The organism is Acidisoma silvae, from assembly GCF_020618775.1.
Taxonomy (GTDB): Bacteria; Pseudomonadota; Alphaproteobacteria; order Acetobacterales; family Acetobacteraceae; genus Acidisoma; species Acidisoma silvae.
The window spans coordinates 125,990-143,636 of record NZ_JAESVB010000003.1; the positions used below are offsets into that span (position 1 = coordinate 125,990).

Sequence of the window (17,647 nt, forward strand, 5' to 3'; positions counted from 1 at the left end):
CGGTGCGGGTTCTCTTCACGGCACGTGCAGAGGCCCATCTCGATGTGATTTACGCGTATATTGCGCGACAGGCCGGCGAGGCACGGGCCGATGCGTTTGTTCAGCGCATCATCGACTATTGCGCCGGCTTTGCGATCTTTCCCGAACGCGGCACATGTCGCGATGATCTGGTTCCCGGTTTGCGAACCATCGGTTTTGAACGCAGCGTCACGATAGCATTCCTGATTGTGCCAGACACAGTGCTGATCGAAGGCGTTTACTATGGTGGTCAGAACTATGAATCGGCGCCTATTTTCGGTGGCTCCTAAAGTCGGCTCGCCCAGGCGATCGCCTCAACCTGCAAGCGGTTGAAGTCCATCCGGTCCTGATCGCCCCAAAGATCGGCCATGGCGGCGAGGCTTTTCGCATCGCGGCTTTCGCTCGCTTCGACCAGATTGAGCAATTGCCCGAGTGCGCCCGAGCGTGCCACCAGCGCCGCCCGCAGATCGTCGGCAAGATTAAGCAGCTCCGCCAGTTCGGCCATGCTTTGACCGAACAGACTGTCAGCCAGGCTGAGAATGCCAACCGTGAAGGCTTCTTCCCGCAGATGCGCGCGGCCCAGGGCGACCGCCAGGTTTTCCATCAGCCGGCCGCGCACGGCTGCCGTCTGTACCAGCGGGTCCGAGCCCAATTTGGTGCCGCCATGTTCGGCAAACAGCATGATCTGCACCAAGCGCCCGATGGCCTGATGGCCGAGCAGGAAAATCGCCTGCCGCAGACTGGTGACTTTATGCACCGGGCTGAAGGCGGCGGAACTCGCCATACGCAGCAGCCGCATGGCCAAATCTGGTGCTTCCTTCACCGCGACTTCCAGCGTGCTGTTGTCAGGGTCCTGCGCCAGCAGGCGCAGGATGCGGATCAGCACCATTTTTGAAGGCTGCATGCGGCGCGCCGTCAACACCGTGGGCCGGGCAAAGAAATAGCCCTGGAAAAGATCGAAACCGATGGCCTTGCAATCCTCATACTGCGCGACCGCCTCGACTTTTTCCGCCAAGGGCCGCGCACCATGCGCCCGCACGTCGCGCACCAGCTTGGCCAGGGCGGCCCGCTCCTGTCCGGCAATCTCGAACTTGACGTAGTCGACATGGTGCAGGAACACGCGATGTTCCGGCTTCAGGTCGACGACGTCATCCAAAGCGAGCTGAAAGCCGCGCGCCCGCAACTGCTTGCAGCGCGCGAGGATGGCGGGCGTCAAATCGACATGTTCGAGGATTTCAAGAACGATCCGGCTGGGCGGCAGAATCTCGACGATATCACTCATCAGAACGTCTGCGTTGACGTTGATGAAGCCACGCCGATCGCCCAGCGCTTGTTGCAGACCGAGCGCTGAAAACATCGTATCGATGACGGTCGCGGTCGCCGCCACATCATCCACGACAGCGGCAAAATTCGGCTGCCCGGAGCGGAACAGCAGTTCATAGGCGAACAACTCGCGATGCTTGCCGACGATCGGCTGCCGCCCGAGAAAGACATCGGCGGCCAGCGTCCCCTTCCGCTCCGGCTCGGTTGTCGCTCGGAAGGCCGTCATTAAAAACCGTCTGCCCTGTGCTGTTCGCCGCAGTCCAGGACAAAAGATGCGCTGATAGTCTTACATTTGCCTTAAGAAGGCAGCCCTCAGAAGACGGGGGGCGGGATCAGGCGTCGGGCCCGAAATAGACACAGCCGTCGCCTTCGCTGTCGCGATAGACGCCGACCTTGCTCAGACCGGGACAATGATCGGCCAGTTTCTTCCAAATCCACACGGATAGGTTTTCGAGCGTCGCCGGACCAAGATCCTGCACCTCGTCCAGAAAGCGATGATCCAGCCCGTCCCGCGCTTCGGCCAGCAGCCGCTCGAACAGGCCGAGGTCGATGACCATGCCGCTGACCGGGTCAGGCCGGCCGCGCACGGTGACTGCCGCGCGATAGGAATGGCCATGGATGCGCCGGCTCGGCTCGGCATCGATGCAGCGCTCCAACGTATGGGCGGCGTCGAATTTGAAATGCTTCGTCAACTCAAACATCAGGCGATTCCAAGAAACTTGTGCGTCTGCAGGTTCAGGCGCCAGCGCGGGTTTTGCAGGCAATAGGCAACGGTCGCCGCCGTATTGGCGGCGGCCTCGGCGCCGTCCATCGGCGAGAGTAGAAAGTGGTCGAAGGCGAAACCCTCGAACAGAGCGGGTTCGGCACCGGCCTGCGGATAGACGAGCTTCAGCTCGTCGCCGGTGGTGACGACGACGGCATTCCCGGCCTTGGGGCTGACGCAGACCCAGTCGATCCCCGCTGGCACCGGCACCGTGCCATTGGTCTCGACCGCAATCTCAAAGCCTTCGGCATGCAATGCGGCCGTCAGATCGGCATCGACCTGTAATAGAGGCTCACCGCCGGTCAGCACGGTAAATGGCTTGCCGCCCGCAGGCTTGCCGCCTGCGCCTTGGGGCCAATGGGAGGCGATGGCGGCGGCCAGGGCTTGGGCGTCAGCGAAGCGCCCGCCGCCCGGCCCGTCCATGCCGACGAAATCGGTATCGCAGAACTGGCAGGCGGCGGTGGCGCGGTCCAGCTCACGGCCGGACCACAGGTTGCAGCCGGTAAAGCGGCAGAAGACGGAGGCGCGGCCGGCATTCCGGCCCTCACCCTGCAACGTGTAGAAAATTTCCTTGACCGCGTAAGCCATGCCTTGAACCTGGATAACGGCCCCACCTTGGGGCTCGGCCCGGCACCTAGCCCGTCTGGGCGAATTTTGCGACTCCCGCTGCGGGAGGCTGACCAGCGTTCAAGATCAGCCGCCGCATTTTCCTTTCACACCAGGGATGATCTGTGTAATCAAAGCGCTTGGGTTTTTCGGGATATGTTGAGCCTTGCCAACAATTCTGAGGATCAACGGTTGGCGCTTTGTCATTTACGTCAACGATCATCCACCGGCCCATATACACGTGCTTGGGCCGGGCTGGTCGGTCGTCATCAATGTGGCAGACCAGGTTATTGTGCGGGAAGTGGTGGGGCCATGCGCTGAACATGATGCCCGGAAAGCGCAGGCTTTAGCTGCCGATCACCAGCAAGTGCTTTTAGCCGCATGGGAAGAGATTCATGGCTGAAATGACAACGAGGGAATTTGCGGCGGCCGTCGCGCGCGGTCGTAAACGCCAAGAGGGTCCTCTGGCCGAAACGGCCCATTACGATCGTGAGCGCGACCGGGTCATCGTGCGCCTGTCCACGGGCGTTGAACTCGGAATCCGTCCGCAAGATGTGGAAGGTTTGCACGAAGCCACCGCTGAAGACCTGTCCGAGATCGAGATCGAGGCTCTCGGTCTCGGCCTGCGCTGGCCCAGGATCGACGCCGATCTTTATCTTCCTGCCCTTCTGGAAGGGATCTTGGGTTCGCGGCGCTGGATGGCGCAGAGGCTCGGCGCGGCAGGCGGAGAGGTGCGCAGCGCAAGGAAGGCTTCCGCAGCGCGCGAGAATGGCAAAAAGGGCGGCCGCCCTTCCGCCGGAAAAGCCAAGACGCGCATCGCCAGTTGAAGTCAGCCTCCACCGCTTCCCATGGCAGCCGCCCCAGCTTCTATGCCAAACTCGCCGCCATGCCGACGATTCGCCTCCTGCCGAGCCATGTCGTGGACCGCATTGCCGCCGGTGAAGTGGTCGAGCGGCCGGCGGCCGCGATCAAGGAACTGGTGGAAAACGCGCTCGATGCCGGGGCGACGCGCATATCCGTCTCGCTCCATGAGGGCGGCATCCGCCGCATCGAGGTCACGGATGACGGCTGCGGTATGTCTGCCGCCGAACTGCCCGTCGCCATTCAGCGCCATGCCACCAGCAAGCTGGATGAGGCCGCCGACCTCGTCCATATCACGACCCTGGGCTTTCGCGGCGAGGCTCTGCCCTCCATCGGCGCCGCCGCCCGTCTTGCCATCACCAGCCGCCCGGCCGGCGCGGACAGCGCTTATACCATCCGCGTCGAAGGCGGGCTGGTCAGCGAGGTCGAGCCCGCCGCCGGGCAGATCGGCACGCGCATCATCGTCTCGGATCTGTTTTTCGCGACCCCGGCGCGGCGCGCCTTCCTGCGCAGCCCGCGTGTGGAAGCCGACCATGCCGAAGCCGTCATCCGCCGTCTGGCCCTGGCAGCCCCCGAAACCGCTTTCCGGCTGGAGCATGATGGCCGCCTGATCTTCGACCTGCCCACCGCCGACCGCCGGGCGCGCCTCGCCGCGCTGCTGAGCGCCGATGAGGCCGAGACGCTGCTGGTGGTCGAGGCTGAGCGGGATGACGTGCGGCTGTCCGGCTTTGCCGGGGCGGCGGCAACCCATCGCGCTACCGGTGCCGCGCAATATCTGGTCGTCAACGGCCGCCCTGTCGTGGACCCGCTGCTGAAGACAGCTTTGCGCGTCGCCTATCAGGAGGTCATGCCGCGTGGGCGTTTTCCGGTGGCGGGGCTTTGGCTAGACCTGCCGCATCGCGCGGTCGACGTGAACGTGCATCCGGCCAAGACGGAACTCCGCTTCCGTGACGGCGAGCGTATCCGCGGCCTGCTGATCAGCGCCCTGCGGTCCGCCCTGTCCCGCCCGGCGGCCCTGCAATTCCAGCCGCGCGCGGCCATTCGCGGCTATGGCCGTGCCGTCAATGCTTATGCAAGGCCCGATGCAATCCCGGCCCCCGCCTATCCTGGCCCGGCCTATCACGGCCCGGCGGCTTCCGGCTGGGACGCACCGCCGGGCGACGTCGCGACCCTGGATTTTCCTGAACCGCTGGCGCCACGGGCCATGATGTTGGCCGAGGCGCAATTGCCCCTGGCCGGCGCGCCCTTCGCCCGCACGCTGCCGGCCGCCCCACCACAGCCAGCCGAACCAGGCCACCCGCTGGGTGCCGCCGTCGCTCAGGTGCTGGACACTTACATCATTGCCGTCGCCGAGGACGGCACGCTGATCCTGGTCGATCAGCATGCTGCCCATGAACGGCTGACGCATGAGGCGCTGCGCGAGCAGGTCATCGGCACGGACGGGCCGCGCCCGCAGCCCATGCTGCTGCCGATCGTCGTCGACCTGCCGGCGGGCGACGCCGCCCGGCTGGCCGAGGCCGCGCCCGACCTGCTGCAACTGGGGCTGGAAATCGAGCCCTTCGGCCCCGGCGCCGTCATGGTTCGCGCCATGCCGGCCGTGCTCGGCACCGCCGACCCGGCGCCTTTGCTGCGCGACATTGCCGAGGAACTGGCCGAGATGGAGGAGAGCACGGCGCTGTCCCAGAAGCTCGACGCCGTCCTCGCCCGCATGGCCTGCCACGGCAGCATTCGCGCCGGCCGGCGCATGAATGCGGCCGAGATGAACGCCATGCTGCGGCAGATGGAACAGGTGCCGCGCGCCGCCACCTGCAGCCACGGGCGCCCGACTTTCCTCAAACTCTCTAAAGCCGAGATCGAGACCCTGTTCGGCCGGCGCGGAATTTAGCAAGATCACCCCTGCGCCAGCGGCATGACCGGAGCGTGATCGACCGCTTGCACGAAATCGTGTGCAGAACCATGTCGGAGCCATGTTCAACACATCCCCATCGCCGCACGATCCTATCGGTTGGCACGGCACAACCATCCTCTCAGTCCGTCGCGGCGACCAGGTCGCCGTCGGCGGCGACGGCCAGGTGACGCTCGGACAGACCGTCATCAAGGGCAATGCGCGGAAGGTCCGCCGCATCGGCAATGGCCAGGTCATCGCCGGCTTCGCCGGTGCCACAGCCGACGCCTTCACCCTGCTGGAACGGCTGGAAGCCAAGCTTGAACGCTTCCCCAACCAGCTGGAACGCGCCTGCGTCGAACTCGCCAAGGACTGGCGGACGGACCGCTACCTGCGCCGCCTGGAAGCCATGATGATCGTCGCCGACCGCGACCATTCCTATACGCTGACCGGCAATGGCGACGTTCTGGAACCGGAAGACGGCATCATCGGCATCGGCTCCGGCGGCAATTACGCCCTCTCGGCCGCCCGCGCGCTCATCGAAATGCCGGACCTCTCGGCCGAGGATATCGTTCGCCGCTCCATGAAGATCGCCGGCGATATTTGCGTCTATACCAATCACAGCCTTATCGTCGAAACCATCTGACGCTTGCCCTGCCCGGTCGTCTTCACGACGGGCAATTCTCTATCAGGCTATGACCGGTTGCCGCCGAGCGGGGCCGGGCCATGGTGCTAGGATTAGAAAGACATGGAAGTCCCTACCTACTCCCCCCGGGAGATCGTATCCGAACTCGATCGCTTCATCGTCGGCCAGAATGACGCCAAGCGCGCCGTCGCCATCGCGCTGCGCAACCGCTGGCGCCGTCAGCAGGTGCCGACAGGCCTGCGCGAAGAGATCGTTCCCCGCAATATCCTCATGATCGGGCCGACCGGCGTCGGCAAAACCGAAATCGCCCGCCGTCTCGCGAAACTCGCCCAGGCGCCTTTCCTGAAGGTCGAGGCGACCAAATTCACCGAAGTCGGCTATGTCGGCCGTGACGTGGAAAGCATCGTGCGTGATCTGGTCGAGGCCAGCATCAATATGATGCGCGACGCCAGCCGCAAGGACGTGCAGGCCAAGGCCGAGCTCAATGCCGAGGAACGCATCGTCACCGCGCTGGTCGGTGAAGGTGCCGCCGCCGATACGCGCAACAAGTTCCGCCGCATGCTGCGCAATGGCGAATTCGAGGAGAAGGAGATCGAGGTTTCGGTCGCCGAACCGCCGCCGAACGCGCTCGGCCAGATGGATGTCCAGCCCGGCCAGGCGATCAACCTCGGCGATATGATGAAGGGCATGTTCGGCCGCCAGCCGCAGGCCAAGAAGATGCCGGTCGCCGCCGCCCGCAAGGCTCTGGAACGCGAAGAGGCCGACAAGCTGCTCGACAATGAGCAGCTCATTAAGGACGCGGTCTCTCATGCCGAGAATAACGGCATCGTCTTCCTGGACGAGATCGACAAGATCTGCGCCCGGTCGGATGGCGGTTTCCGTGGCGGCGATGTCAGCCGCGAAGGCGTGCAGCGTGACCTGCTGCCGCTGATCGAAGGCACGACCGTGAACACCAAGCATGGCGCGGTGAAGACCGACCATATCCTGTTCATCGCCTCCGGCGCCTTCCATGTCGCGAAACCGTCCGACCTGCTGCCGGAATTGCAGGGCCGTCTGCCGATCCGCGTGGAACTGTCGCCACTGACGCGGGAAGACATGCGCCGCATCCTGACCGAGCCCGAACACAGCATGCTGAAACAGTATGTGGCACTGATGGGCACGGAAAAGGTGTCGCTCGACATTACCGAGGATGCGATCGACGCGGTGGCCGAACTCGCCGCCGATATCAACGACCGGGTCGAGAATATCGGCGCCCGACGCCTGTCGACGGTGCTGGAGAAGCTGTTCGAGGAGATCAGCTTCACGGCTTCCGACCGGCCGGGCGATACGGTGACGATCAATGCCGCCGATGTGCGGGACCGCGTGGCGCCGCTGGCCGCCAAGGGCGATCTCAGCCGGTTTATCCTGTGACGGAGGCCTCTCCCTTCGTCACGCCTGAGGAGGAGACGGCCGTCGCGGCCGTCTCCGCCATCGACGACGAGCTTGGCGTCTTCGACGATTGGATGGAGCGCTACGGCTATATTATCGAGCTTGGCCGCAAGCTGCCGCCCTTCCCGGACGATTGGGCGAACGACGCCCATCGGGTGCCCGGCTGCCAGAGCCGGGTCTGGATGGAAGCGGAAGCACGGGACGGGCTTCTGTTCTTCGCCGGCGCGTCCGACGCCGCCATCGTCTCCGGCCTCGTGGCGCTCCTGCTGCGGGTCTATTCCGGCAGAACCCCTGGTGAAATTTTGGCGACCGATCCTATCTTCCTGAAAGAACTGGGTTTGCTGGAAGCGCTGTCGACCAACCGGGGTAACGGGATCGCCGCCATGGCGCGGGCGATTCGCGAAAGGGCCGCCGCGGAACAGACCGTGGCCTGAGCCTCAATCCTCCGACTTTGGTGCCCGACCGCGTTCCGGCTATCCTGGTCGCATCGATTCGGGAGCCAGGGATGACAGGCGGACGGTTTGGACTTTGGGTGGCGGTCGCTTTCGCGACCGGCGCGCTGACCGCGACGGCGATTGCCGAAGAACCGCATCTGGTCACGGCCATGAATGCCCTGACCCACGCGCATGACGCGCTTGCCGCGACCCGCGACAATAAGGGCGGCCATCCGGCGGCGGCCCAGGCGCTGATCGCCAAGGCCCAGGCCGAAATCCAGGCGGTGGCACCATGATCCGCAAGACCGCCCTCAGAGGCATGATTTTGGCTGGCGCCTTCGCCGGCGGCAGCCTTGTCGCCGGCTGCGCGCTGCATCACCAAGGCCACATGAATATCGCGCTCGATGCGCTCAACACCGCCGCCGCGGCACTGACCCAGGCGCCACAGGACAAGGCCGGCCATGTCCAGGCCGCGCTGAAATATACTCGCCAGGCCATCGACGAAGTTGAAATCGGCATGGCCTATAAAATCCAAACAGGCTCGTCAGCCACAGCCGACTAGGGAGCGGATCATGACCCAGTTCGATCTGGATGCCGGGGTGCGCGACTTCATCAAGCGCACCGACAGCTTCAGCAAAGGCCTGGGTATTGACGCGACCACGGCAGAGGTGCGCGAGGCCTATATGCGCATGTGCGCGGCCTTCGCTTTGCCGCACCCGAAGGGCCTGCGCGCGCGGGACGGCATTCTTCACGCTGAAGGTCCGACGCGGGAATTGCGGGTCCGCAGCTTCGCAACGCCGGACGCCATTCCCGGCCGCGCCGTGTTGTTCCTGCATGGTGGCGGCTTCGTCGTTGGCGGGCTCGACAGTCATGACAGTATTTGCGCCGATCTGGCTGCCGGGGCCGAGGTCGCCGTCATCGCGCTCGACTACCGGTTGTCGCCCGAACATGCCTATCCGGCCGCGCTGGACGATGCCGAAGCCGCCTATGACGACCTGCTCGACAGCCACCAGCATGTCATTCTGGTGGGTGACAGCGCAGGTGCCACGCTGGCCGCCGCGCTCTCGCTGCGGCTGCGCCGCAAGGGCAAGCCCATGCCTTGGGCGCAGGTGCTGATCTACCCGATGCTGCATCCCGATTTCCGCCGCGCCATCGGCGGCCCGAAGGAACAGGCGCCGCTGCTGCCGGCCGCCAGCCTCAGCCTTTATGTCGGCGCCTATCTGGGCGGCAAACCCACGGTCACGACCGATCCGGAAGTGGCGCCCCTGGCAGCGCAGGATTTCGCCGGCATGCCGCCGACCGCGATTTTCGCGGCCGATATCGACCCGCTGGCCGAGGACGCGCATGACTATTGCGCCGCCCTGCGGGATTGCGGCGTGCCGGTGACGCTGCATCCCGGCCATGGGCTGGTGCATGGCTATCTGCGCGGCCGCGCGATGAGCGAGACCGTGGCGGAAGCCTTCTCGGTCATTGTGTCCCGCTTGCGCGATTTCGCCCATGGCGGCCAGCCCTGACCATGCCGGATGCGGCCGGAAAGCGCCGGAAAAGCGTTTGACTTCCGGCATGAAGGCTTTGATTCTGGCCTCAACCGGACGATGAAGCCGGATGCGATGGTGCCGAGCAGGCGCCGTGAATGACGGAGGATGCCCCTATGCCCGATCATGTCGACTATGCCAGCCAGCCGACCTCACCCCGGCTGACGGAAAGTGCCGCGCGTGCCGCCAGACTGCGCGCCGAGGCGACGGCCGACCTGGAAGGCTTCTGGAAGCGGGAGGCGACGGACCGCATCGCCTGGGTCAAGGAACCGACCAAGATCAAGAACACGCGTTTTGACGGTGATGTCTCGATCAAATGGTTCGAAGACGGCACGCTGAATGCCTCCGTCTCCTGCCTCGACCGTCATCTGGAAACGCGCGGCGACCAGACCGCCATCATCTGGGAAGGCGACGAACCCGGCACACAGGATTCCGTCACCTATCGGGAATTGCACGCCCGCGTCTGCAAATTTGCGAATGCCCTGAAAGGGCTGGGCGTCACAAAGGGCGATCGCGTTACCATCTATATGCCGATGGTGATCGAAGCGGCGGTCGCCATGCTGGCCTGTGCGCGCATCGGCGCCATTCATTCCGTGGTCTTCGGCGGCTTCTCGCCGCAAAGCCTGTCGGGCCGCATCCTGGACTGCAAATCTTCCGTCGTGATCACCTCGGACGAGGCCCGGCGCGGCGGCCGCCGCGTGCCGCTGAAAGCCAATACCGATGAGGCGCTGAAGACCTGCCCGGATGTCACTGCCGTCGTCGTCGTGGCCGTGACCGGCGCCACGGTGCCCATGGTCGCCGGCCGCGACCATGACTATGCCGCGCTGGTGGCCGATGCCTCCGCCGATTGCCCGCCCGAGGAAATGGGCGCCGAGGATCCGCTGTTCATCCTCTATACCTCCGGCAGCACCGGCAGCCCCAAGGGCGTGCTGCATACGACCGGCGGCTATATGGTCTGGGCCAGCTTCACCCATGACCTCGTCTTCGATTACCGGCCCGGTGAAATCTACTGGTGCACGGCTGACGTTGGCTGGGTGACCGGTCATACCTATATCGTTTATGGCCCGCTCGCGAATGGCGCGACCACGCTGATGTTCGAAGGCGTGCCCACCTATCCCGACAGCGGGCGGCTATGGGACGTGGTCGACAAGCACAAGGTCGAAATCTTCTATACCGCGCCGACCGCCATCCGCGCCCTGATGCGCGACGGCGACGAACCGGTGACGCGCAGCAGCCGGTCCAGCCTGCGCGTGCTCGGCACGGTGGGCGAGCCGATCAACCCGGAAGCCTGGGAATGGTATTATACCGTCGTCGGCGATAGCCGCTGCCCGATCGTCGATACCTGGTGGCAGACGGAAACCGGCGGCCATCTGATTTCGCCGGTACCCGGCATGAACCCGCTGAAACCGGGGTCGGCCACCCTGCCGCTGCCGGGCGTGACGCCCTTGATCGTGGACAGCAACGGCACGCCGCTGGAGGGCGAGGCCGACGGCCATCTGTGCATCGCCGATAGCTGGCCGGGACAGATGCGCACGGTCTTCGGCGATCATGACCGCTTCATCAAAACCTATTTCAGCACCTACAAGGGTCTGTATTTCTCGGGTGACGGCGCGCGCCGCGATGCCGACGGCTATTACTGGATCACCGGACGCGTCGATGATGTCATCAACGTCTCCGGCCATCGCATGGGCACGGCGGAAGTGGAAAGCGCGCTGGGGTCGCATCACCATGTCGCGGAATCCGCCGTCGTCGGCTATCCGCATGACGTGAAGGGCCAGGGCATCTATGCCTATGTCACGCTCAAGCATGGGGTTGAAGCCAGCGAAGCGCTGCTGAAGGAATTGGCCGGTTGGGTGCGCAAGGAAATCGGCCCGATCGCGGTGCCGGACGTCATTCAATGGGCGCCGGGCCTGCCCAAGACGCGTAGCGGAAAAATCATGCGGCGTATCCTGCGCAAGATCGCGGCGAACGAGGTGGACAGCTTGGGTGATACATCAACACTCGCCGATCCGGCGGTGGTGGATGACCTGGTGAGCAATCGGAAGAAGTAGGCGGCAACTTCCATATCCTTTGTCGTCCCCGGGCTTGTCCCGGGGATCTACCCGTTGCGGCGCCAGACGGCGTTTCGGCGCCAAATCGGGTAGATCCGCGCAACAAGTGCGCGGATGACGATTGTGGGTAGGGGAAAGTCCATGCATCATCCACTGATGATCACAGCCTATCTCGCCGGTCCTGACGTCTTCCTGCCGAACGCCGTGGCGCACGCGGCGCGGAAAGTGGACATCTGCGCGGCATATGGCATTCGCGGCCTGCCGCCGCTGAACGAGGATATCGCCGCACTCGCGGCCATGACGGATGCCGCGGCCGGCATTGCCATCTTCGCGAAAGACCTGGAGATGATGGCGGCGGCCGATATCATCATCGCCAATCTGACGCCGTTTCGCGGCACATCGGCCGATTCCGGCACGCTCATCGAAGTGGGCTGGTTTTTGGGGCGCGGCCGGCCGATTTTCGGCTATTCCAATTCGGCTGTGTCGTTCCAGGAACGCTCACGCGCTTTCCTGAAGCACAATGCCGATCCGCTGCCGGATGTGACGGTGGAAGGTTTCGGCCTACCCGATAACCTTATGATTCCCGGCGCGGTACAGTCAGACGGCCGCCCCGCGATGGTCCTGCCCGAAGACGGGCGTGACCGCGCCTTCGATGCGCTGGATATCTTCGAGCGCTGCGTGGCCCAGGCGGCGAAGTACTTTCGACTTATTCCTTGATTCGTCATCACCGGGCTTGTCCCGGGGATCAACACTTTGTGGCGCCCCAACGGGTGGATGCCCGGCACGGGGGCCGGGCATGACGAATTTTTAGAGGCGATTCGACTTAACACTGGCGGACTCTAACACTCAGCCGAACCGAAAGCCCGACAGCTTCTTGCCCAGCACGACATCCGAATAGGCGTGCGTCGCCGTGTCACTGCCGGCCGCACCGGCCGCGACCATAAGCGGAATCAAATGTTCCTCGCGCGGATGGCAGACACGGGCGTAAGGGGCCGATTCCCAGCCGATCAGCGCCGCGTCCCGCGCCGCCTGCGGCTGAGCGACGGCCTTCACCAGCCAGTCGTCGAACCCCTCCGAAATCGCTTCCACGCGCCGGTCATTGGCGAAAAAGCCGCGCAGATTGTGGTAGCTCATGCCGCTGGCCAAAATCAGCACGTTTTCGTCCCGCAAGGGCGCCAGCGCCTGTCCGATCGCGATATGCGCCGCCGGGTCCAGATCCTTGCGCACAGAGAGTTCCACAACCGGAATAGCCGCGTCCGGGAAAGCCACTTTCAGCGGAATGAACATACCGTGGTCAAAGCCGCGCTCGGCGTCCAGTTCCGTCGGGAAACCAGCCTCTTCCAGCAGGTCGGCCACGCGGCCGGCCAGCACCGGATCGCCCTTAGCCGGATAGGTCAGCTCATAGGTGCTGTCCGGGAAGCCGTAATAGTCGAAGATCAGGCCAGGATGCGCGCCGGACGTGACCGAGAGGCCAGCGGTTTCCCAATGGCCGGTGATCATCAGGATGGCGCGCGGCGCTTCCGTCAGATCACCCGGCAGGCTGCGCAGGAAATCCGCCATATGGTCCCAGGTGCCGGGCCCGCCGGGCGGCGGGTCCATGAAAAAGCAGGGACCGCCGCCATGCGGAATGAAATAAGCCGGCAGCCTTCCCTGGGCGCTCATGGCGCGGTCTTCTCGGCTGTGATGTCGACGTTCACGGCAACCTCAAGCGCCACATATTGCGCGCTGGCCCAAGCCCCCTGGCCGACGCCGTAATTCGTGCGGATCAGCTGCACCTTGCCCTTGGCGGTCGCCGTATCGCCGGTAATGGCCAGCGTGAAGGGCAGCGCGATCGGCTTGGTCATGCCGCGAATGGTGAGCGTGCCGTCGGCCTCATAGGTGCCGGTGCCGATCGCTTTGAAGCTGGCCGCCTTGAATTCGGCGGTCGGGAATTTGTCGGCCGCGAACCAGTCGGAACCCGGCATGGCGCCGTCCTTCTGCTGGTCGCCGGTCGCCGCACTCGCCGTCTGGATAATCACATCGGCATGGCCCGCGCCGGGATTGGCGGGGTCGAAGACGATGGTGCCGGAGAACTTGCCGAATTTGCCGTTGAAGGGCGTGCCGCTCTGGCTGCCCGTGAAGCCCAGCGTGCTTTTGGCGGTATCGATGGTCCAGGTCGCGGCATAGGCCGAGATGGGGGCCGCGATGGAAGCGCCGACAAGAAGAGCCGCGGCTAAGCCCAGTGAACGATACATCATGATCCGTCCCTTTCGGTCGGAGAGCGATCGGTTATTGGCGGCGGCCGCCGAGCTTCATGCCCGGAACCATACGCGCCAGGATATTATCACGTTTGATGACCTGGTGCCGAAAGACAGCGGCGAAGTGAACGACCAGCAGGCCGATCAAGGTCCAGGCACCATAGGCATGCACCCAGCCCAGCACATGGCTGACGGCACCCTTATTCGCCAGATGCGGCAGGATCGGGAGATCGGGCCAGGGCACAAGGTGGTACAGCACGGTGGGCAGGTTGAAGGGCGATGAGGAGACAACGGCCCAGCCGGTCAGCGGCAGGCCCAGCATCAGAACATACAGCAGCCAATGCAGGCCGTGCGCCGCGCCCTTTTCGACGGGCGGCATATCGGCGGGCAGGCTGGGCGGCTTATGGGTGAAGCGCCACAGAATGCGGATCACCGCCAGCAGCAGCACGGTTATGCCGATCGACTTGTGCAGCTGGAACAGGCTGAAGGTTTCCATCGGCCCGATGGTGCTCTGGAACTGCGTCATCAGCAGCCCGATCACGATCAGCGCCAGGATGCCTGCGGCGATCAGCCAATGCAGCAGAATCGCGACCGCCGTATAGCGTTCCGAAAGAGAGGTTTTCAGGGACGCCATGGCGATCGCGCTCCGTTTAGCGAGACGGGGTCAGATTAGTTGGCGAGTTCGAAGGCGCCGCTGAGCTGCAGGTCGACCTTGTCGCCGATCAGCGGCTCGTAGGTCTTCACACCCCAATCCGCGCGCGACAGCGAGCCATGGGCATCGAAGCCGATGGTGTATTTCTTGTCGAGCGGGTTGGTGCCGGCGCCGTTGAAATGCGCCGTCAGGGTGACGGGATGCGTGACGCCGTGGAAGGTAAGGTCACCTTCGATCACGCCCTTGTTGTGACCGGTCACCACGATCTTCGTCGACTTGAAGGTGATGGTCGGGAACTGGGCGGCATCGAACCACATCGGGCTCTTCAGCTCGCCGTCAAGCTTCGTGTTGGTGGTGGTGACGCTCGCCGTCGGGAAGCTGATGTCGAGCGCGCTCTTCGCCGGGCTCTTGGGGTCGAAGGTCAGCGTGCCGCTGGCGGTCGTGAAGTCGCCGTACCAGGTGGTGAAGCCCATATGCGAGACGGAGAAGACGATGCGGGTGTGGTAGGGCTCGACATTATAGGTGCCGGCGGTGACCTTGGAGGCGGTTGTGGTCACAACCTGAGCCGAGGCGTGGGACATGGCGGTGGACGCGAGGCCGGCCGCGATGGCGGTGCCGAGCAGGATCTTGCGGATCATGGTCTATTCCTTGGACTGAGCGGATATCAGAGAGAGAGAGCGGCGACGGCAGCGCGGGCATCCGACACGGCCTTGGCGGCGGCATCAGCGCCCAGCGCCAGACCTTCAGCGCGCACGACGGTGACATCGGTCAGGCCGATGAAGCCGAGGGCGGTGCGGAGATAGGTCTCCTGGAAATCGTACGGCTTGTAGGGACCGTCGGAATAGATGCCGCCCGAGGCCAGGAACAGCACGACCTTCTTGCCGGTCAGCAGGCCCTGCGGGCCGTTCTCGGTATATTTGAAGGTGCGGCCGGCGCGCAGGATATGGTCGATCCAGGCCTTGAGCGTGGAGGGAATGCCGAAATTATACATCGGCACGCCGATGGCGATGACGTCAGCCGCTTCGACCTGGCCGATCAGCTTGTCAGACAGCGCGATCGCCGCCGCCTGGGCCTCGGTCAGCTCTTCCGGCTTGCCGAAGAAGCCGCCGATCAGATCGACGCCGAGATGCGGCACCGGATCGGCGACGAGGTCATGCGTCACGACGCCGGCATCGGCATGAGCCGCCTTGTAGCCGGCGAGGAAGGCTTTGGTGAGGTCGCGGCTGACGGAGTTGGCCAGGTTGGCGCTGCTCTCAATCACTAGAACTTGGGTCATCGAACGTCCCGGAGAAGGTTGATGGCGGCGACTTAACGGCAAGTCGCTCGCCCAAGAAACTGATAAAAATCAGCTGAAGTTCATCTATAAATCCGATAGAGTTCAGCCATGAACCTCAGCGGACTCTCCCTCGACCAGTTTCTGGTCTTCGTGACCGTGGCCGAAACCGGCAGTTTTTCGGCGGCCTCCCGCCAATTGAACCGCGCGCAATCGGCTGTGACCTATGCCGTGCAAAAACTGGAAGACCAGCTGGGCGTGGCGCTTTTTGATCGCTCGGCCTATCGGCCCAGTCTGACGGAAGCCGGCAGCGCCCTGCTGCCACGCGCCATCCGCATCATCAGCGATGTCGGCGCCTTTTCAGATCAGGCGCGCGGCATCACCGAGGGGCTGGAGGCTGAACTCGCCATCGTCGTCGACGCGATGTTTCCCATGGACCGCATCGTCGATGCGCTGCGGGTCTTCGGCGCGCGCTACCCGACCGTGCCGACGCGCATCTTCGTCGCCTCCATGGGCGCGACCGCCAATCTGGTGGTCGACGGCACCTGCACCATCGGCATCGCCCTCAGTTTCACCACCCAGGGCGCGGGACTGGAGGAGCATGGGATCGAGACGCTGCGCATGGTCGCCGTCGTCTCCCAATGCCACCCGCTGGCGGCGATCGACGGCCCGATCCCCAGCGACGAGTTGCAGAACCATGTGCAGCTCGTGCTGACCGACCCTTCCGGCCGCACGGATAAGCGGGACTACGGCGTACTCTCGCGCCGCAACTGGCGCATCGGCGATCTGGGCGCCAAGCACGCCATGCTGCTGGGTGGCCTCGGCTGGGGCGGCATGCCGCTCCATATGGTGGAGAAAGACATCGCCGACGGACGGCTGCGCATCATCAAGCCTGATGAATGGGGCGCACGCGGCGGCGATTCCGCCTTGTCGATGTCCTTGATCCACCGGGCGGATCGCACGCTCGGCCCGGGCGCGCGCTGGTTGTCGGACTGGCTGATCTCTGGCAAGCGAGGGCCGCAGCGCGGCGATGTCGATGGGCATCGCGCGCTGACGCAGGCGGCGGAATAGAGGCTGAGGATAGAGACGAGTGCAGATACGCGCGGCCACCGAGCAGGACCTGCCTGCCATTCTTGCCATTACCAATCACGCCATCGAGCACACGAACGCGAGTTGGCAGACGGTGCCGACGACGCTGGAAGCTCGCCTGCAATGGTGGCAGGAACGGGTCGCCGCCGGCCAGCCCGTTCTCGTCAGCGAAATTGATGGCGAGATCGCGGGCTTTGCCACCTATGGCAGCTTTCGCGCCTATGGCGGCTACGTTCTGACGGTTGAGCACTCCATCTATGTCGATGGGCGCTTTCAGGGTCGCGGCCTTGGCCGCACGTTCCTGACCGCCTTGCTGGACCACGCAACCGCCGCCGGCCTGCATGTGATGGTCGGCGCTATTTCGGCGGACAATGCGATTTCCATCAAACTGCATGAGCAGTTCGGCTTCGCGGTAGTCGGCCGCATGCCCGAGGTCGGCCAGAAATTCGGCCGCTGGCTTGACCTCGTGCTGATGCAGAAAATCCTCGATTAGGCCGATTGCTCGCCCCGCGCGGCGGCATCGACCGAGGAAAAGCCTTCGAATTCCGGGTGGCCGAGCGTCAGCGGCTTGGCCCCGCCCGCGCCGGCATGGGCCTTGCGGAAGGCCTCGGACTTTGTCCAGGCTTCGAAATCGGCCTGATCCTTCCAGATGGTATGCGAGGCATAGAGGATATGATCCTCGCGTTCCGGCCCGCGCAGCAGGTTGAAGCTGACGAAGCCCGGCACCGTATGAAGCTGGCTGTCCCGGCCGATCCAACGGTCCTCGAAGGCGCCGGCCTCATCCTTGATGACGCGAAAGCGGTTCATTGCCACGAACATCGCTCTATTCCTTGCTGATATACCAAT

23 protein-coding genes are annotated in these 17,647 nt (G+C 64.3%); 14 read left to right on the forward strand and 9 right to left on the reverse strand.

Annotation, left to right across the window (positions count from 1 at the left end; all coding sequences use genetic code 11):
- Positions 1-2: 2 nt before the first annotated feature.
- Positions 3-308, forward strand: a complete 306-nt coding sequence (locus ASILVAE211_RS08580) for a type II toxin-antitoxin system RelE/ParE family toxin (RefSeq protein WP_227320896.1) — start codon at positions 3-5, stop codon at positions 306-308.
- On the opposite strand, the gene ASILVAE211_RS08585 is transcribed toward ASILVAE211_RS08580, so the two are convergent.
- From ASILVAE211_RS08585 to queE, 3 genes are all read right to left on the reverse strand, one after another.
- Positions 305-1,567, reverse strand: a complete 1,263-nt coding sequence (locus ASILVAE211_RS08585) for an EAL and HDOD domain-containing protein (protein ID WP_227320897.1) — start codon at positions 1,565-1,567, stop codon at positions 305-307. The two genes, ASILVAE211_RS08580 and ASILVAE211_RS08585, sit on opposite strands and share 4 nt — an antisense overlap.
- A 106-nt stretch (positions 1,568-1,673) precedes the next feature.
- Positions 1,674-2,042: a 6-pyruvoyl trahydropterin synthase family protein gene (locus ASILVAE211_RS08590; protein WP_227320898.1), complete on the reverse strand. Its 369-nt coding sequence runs from the start codon at positions 2,040-2,042 to the stop codon at positions 1,674-1,676.
- On the reverse strand, positions 2,042-2,692 hold the full coding sequence (queE, locus tag ASILVAE211_RS08595) for a 7-carboxy-7-deazaguanine synthase (RefSeq protein ID WP_227320899.1): 651 nt from the start codon (positions 2,690-2,692) through the stop codon (positions 2,042-2,044). Before queE ends, ASILVAE211_RS08590 begins: the two co-directional genes overlap by 1 nt.
- Before the next feature lie 184 nt (positions 2,693-2,876).
- Between queE and ASILVAE211_RS08600 the strand changes: the two genes are divergently transcribed.
- From ASILVAE211_RS08600 to ASILVAE211_RS08650, 11 genes are all read left to right on the forward strand, one after another.
- A complete protein-coding gene (locus ASILVAE211_RS08600) occupies positions 2,877-3,113 on the forward strand; it encodes a DUF4160 domain-containing protein (RefSeq protein WP_227320900.1) in 237 nt (78 codons plus the stop codon).
- On the forward strand, positions 3,106-3,537 hold the full coding sequence (locus tag ASILVAE211_RS08605) for a DUF2442 domain-containing protein (protein ID WP_227320901.1): 432 nt from the start codon (positions 3,106-3,108) through the stop codon (positions 3,535-3,537). Before ASILVAE211_RS08600 ends, ASILVAE211_RS08605 begins: the two co-directional genes overlap by 8 nt.
- A gap of 59 nt (positions 3,538-3,596) precedes the next feature.
- Positions 3,597-5,456 carry a DNA mismatch repair endonuclease MutL gene (mutL, locus tag ASILVAE211_RS08610; protein WP_227321264.1) on the forward strand — a complete coding sequence of 620 codons (1,860 nt, stop codon included), beginning with the start codon at positions 3,597-3,599 and terminating at the stop codon, positions 5,454-5,456.
- A gap of 82 nt (positions 5,457-5,538) precedes the next feature.
- Positions 5,539-6,102, forward strand: coding sequence for an ATP-dependent protease subunit HslV (gene hslV, locus ASILVAE211_RS08615; protein WP_227320902.1), 564 nt, complete (start codon positions 5,539-5,541; stop codon positions 6,100-6,102).
- Between the two features lie 102 nt (positions 6,103-6,204).
- Positions 6,205-7,512 carry an ATP-dependent protease ATPase subunit HslU gene (hslU, locus tag ASILVAE211_RS08620; RefSeq protein WP_227320903.1) on the forward strand — a complete coding sequence of 436 codons (1,308 nt, stop codon included), beginning with the start codon at positions 6,205-6,207 and terminating at the stop codon, positions 7,510-7,512.
- Positions 7,509-7,964 carry a SufE family protein gene (locus ASILVAE211_RS08625; protein ID WP_227320904.1) on the forward strand — a complete coding sequence of 152 codons (456 nt, stop codon included), beginning with the start codon at positions 7,509-7,511 and terminating at the stop codon, positions 7,962-7,964. Before hslU ends, ASILVAE211_RS08625 begins: the two co-directional genes overlap by 4 nt.
- A gap of 71 nt (positions 7,965-8,035) precedes the next feature.
- Positions 8,036-8,260: a hypothetical protein gene (locus ASILVAE211_RS08630; protein ID WP_227320905.1), complete on the forward strand. Its 225-nt coding sequence runs from the start codon at positions 8,036-8,038 to the stop codon at positions 8,258-8,260.
- Positions 8,257-8,526: a hypothetical protein gene (locus ASILVAE211_RS08635; protein WP_227320906.1), complete on the forward strand. Its 270-nt coding sequence runs from the start codon at positions 8,257-8,259 to the stop codon at positions 8,524-8,526. Before ASILVAE211_RS08630 ends, ASILVAE211_RS08635 begins: the two co-directional genes overlap by 4 nt.
- 10 nt (positions 8,527-8,536) lie before the next feature.
- On the forward strand, positions 8,537-9,478 hold the full coding sequence (locus ASILVAE211_RS08640) for an alpha/beta hydrolase (protein WP_227320907.1): 942 nt from the start codon (positions 8,537-8,539) through the stop codon (positions 9,476-9,478).
- A 137-nt stretch (positions 9,479-9,615) separates the two neighbouring features.
- Positions 9,616-11,550, forward strand: coding sequence for an acetate--CoA ligase (gene acs / locus ASILVAE211_RS08645; protein ID WP_227320908.1), 1,935 nt, complete (start codon positions 9,616-9,618; stop codon positions 11,548-11,550).
- A gap of 141 nt (positions 11,551-11,691) precedes the next feature.
- The gene (locus ASILVAE211_RS08650; protein ID WP_227320909.1) at positions 11,692-12,267 is read left to right on the forward strand and encodes a nucleoside 2-deoxyribosyltransferase; all 576 of its coding nucleotides are present in this window, start codon (positions 11,692-11,694) and stop codon (positions 12,265-12,267) included.
- Positions 12,268-12,396: 129 nt separating this feature from the next.
- On the opposite strand, the gene ASILVAE211_RS08655 is transcribed toward ASILVAE211_RS08650, so the two are convergent.
- Genes ASILVAE211_RS08655 through ASILVAE211_RS08675 form a run of 5 tightly spaced genes read right to left on the reverse strand, consistent with a single transcriptional unit; the run spans position 12,397 to position 15,715 of the window.
- Positions 12,397-13,212 (reverse strand): DODA-type extradiol aromatic ring-opening family dioxygenase, encoded by an 816-nt coding sequence (locus tag ASILVAE211_RS08655; protein ID WP_227320910.1) that lies wholly within the window; start codon positions 13,210-13,212, stop codon positions 12,397-12,399.
- The gene (locus ASILVAE211_RS08660) at positions 13,209-13,787 is read right to left on the reverse strand and encodes a YceI family protein (RefSeq protein WP_227320911.1); all 579 of its coding nucleotides are present in this window, start codon (positions 13,785-13,787) and stop codon (positions 13,209-13,211) included. The genes ASILVAE211_RS08655 and ASILVAE211_RS08660 overlap by 4 nt, the downstream gene beginning before the upstream one ends.
- 31 nt (positions 13,788-13,818) lie before the next feature.
- The gene (locus tag ASILVAE211_RS08665) at positions 13,819-14,421 is read right to left on the reverse strand and encodes a cytochrome b (protein WP_227320912.1); all 603 of its coding nucleotides are present in this window, start codon (positions 14,419-14,421) and stop codon (positions 13,819-13,821) included.
- 35 nt (positions 14,422-14,456) lie between these two features.
- Positions 14,457-15,077, reverse strand: a complete 621-nt coding sequence (locus tag ASILVAE211_RS08670) for a YceI family protein (RefSeq protein WP_227320913.1) — start codon at positions 15,075-15,077, stop codon at positions 14,457-14,459.
- A gap of 26 nt (positions 15,078-15,103) precedes the next feature.
- Entirely contained in the window at positions 15,104-15,715 is a 612-nt protein-coding gene (locus tag ASILVAE211_RS08675; RefSeq protein ID WP_227320914.1) for an FMN-dependent NADH-azoreductase, read from the reverse strand.
- Between the two features lie 108 nt (positions 15,716-15,823).
- On the opposite strand from ASILVAE211_RS08675, the gene ASILVAE211_RS08680 reads away from it, so the two are divergent.
- Together ASILVAE211_RS08680 and ASILVAE211_RS08685 are read left to right on the forward strand one after the other, a co-directional pair.
- Complete coding sequence (locus ASILVAE211_RS08680) at positions 15,824-16,783, forward strand: LysR family transcriptional regulator (RefSeq protein WP_227320915.1); 960 nt, start codon at positions 15,824-15,826, stop codon at positions 16,781-16,783.
- Positions 16,784-16,802: 19 nt separating this feature from the next.
- Positions 16,803-17,294, forward strand: coding sequence for a GNAT family N-acetyltransferase (locus ASILVAE211_RS08685; protein WP_227320916.1), 492 nt, complete (start codon positions 16,803-16,805; stop codon positions 17,292-17,294).
- Here the strand turns inward: ASILVAE211_RS08685 and ASILVAE211_RS08690 are convergent.
- Positions 17,291-17,620 (reverse strand): antibiotic biosynthesis monooxygenase family protein, encoded by a 330-nt coding sequence (locus tag ASILVAE211_RS08690; RefSeq protein ID WP_227320917.1) that lies wholly within the window; start codon positions 17,618-17,620, stop codon positions 17,291-17,293. The genes ASILVAE211_RS08685 and ASILVAE211_RS08690 overlap by 4 nt on opposite strands.
- Positions 17,621-17,647 lie beyond the last annotated feature (27 nt).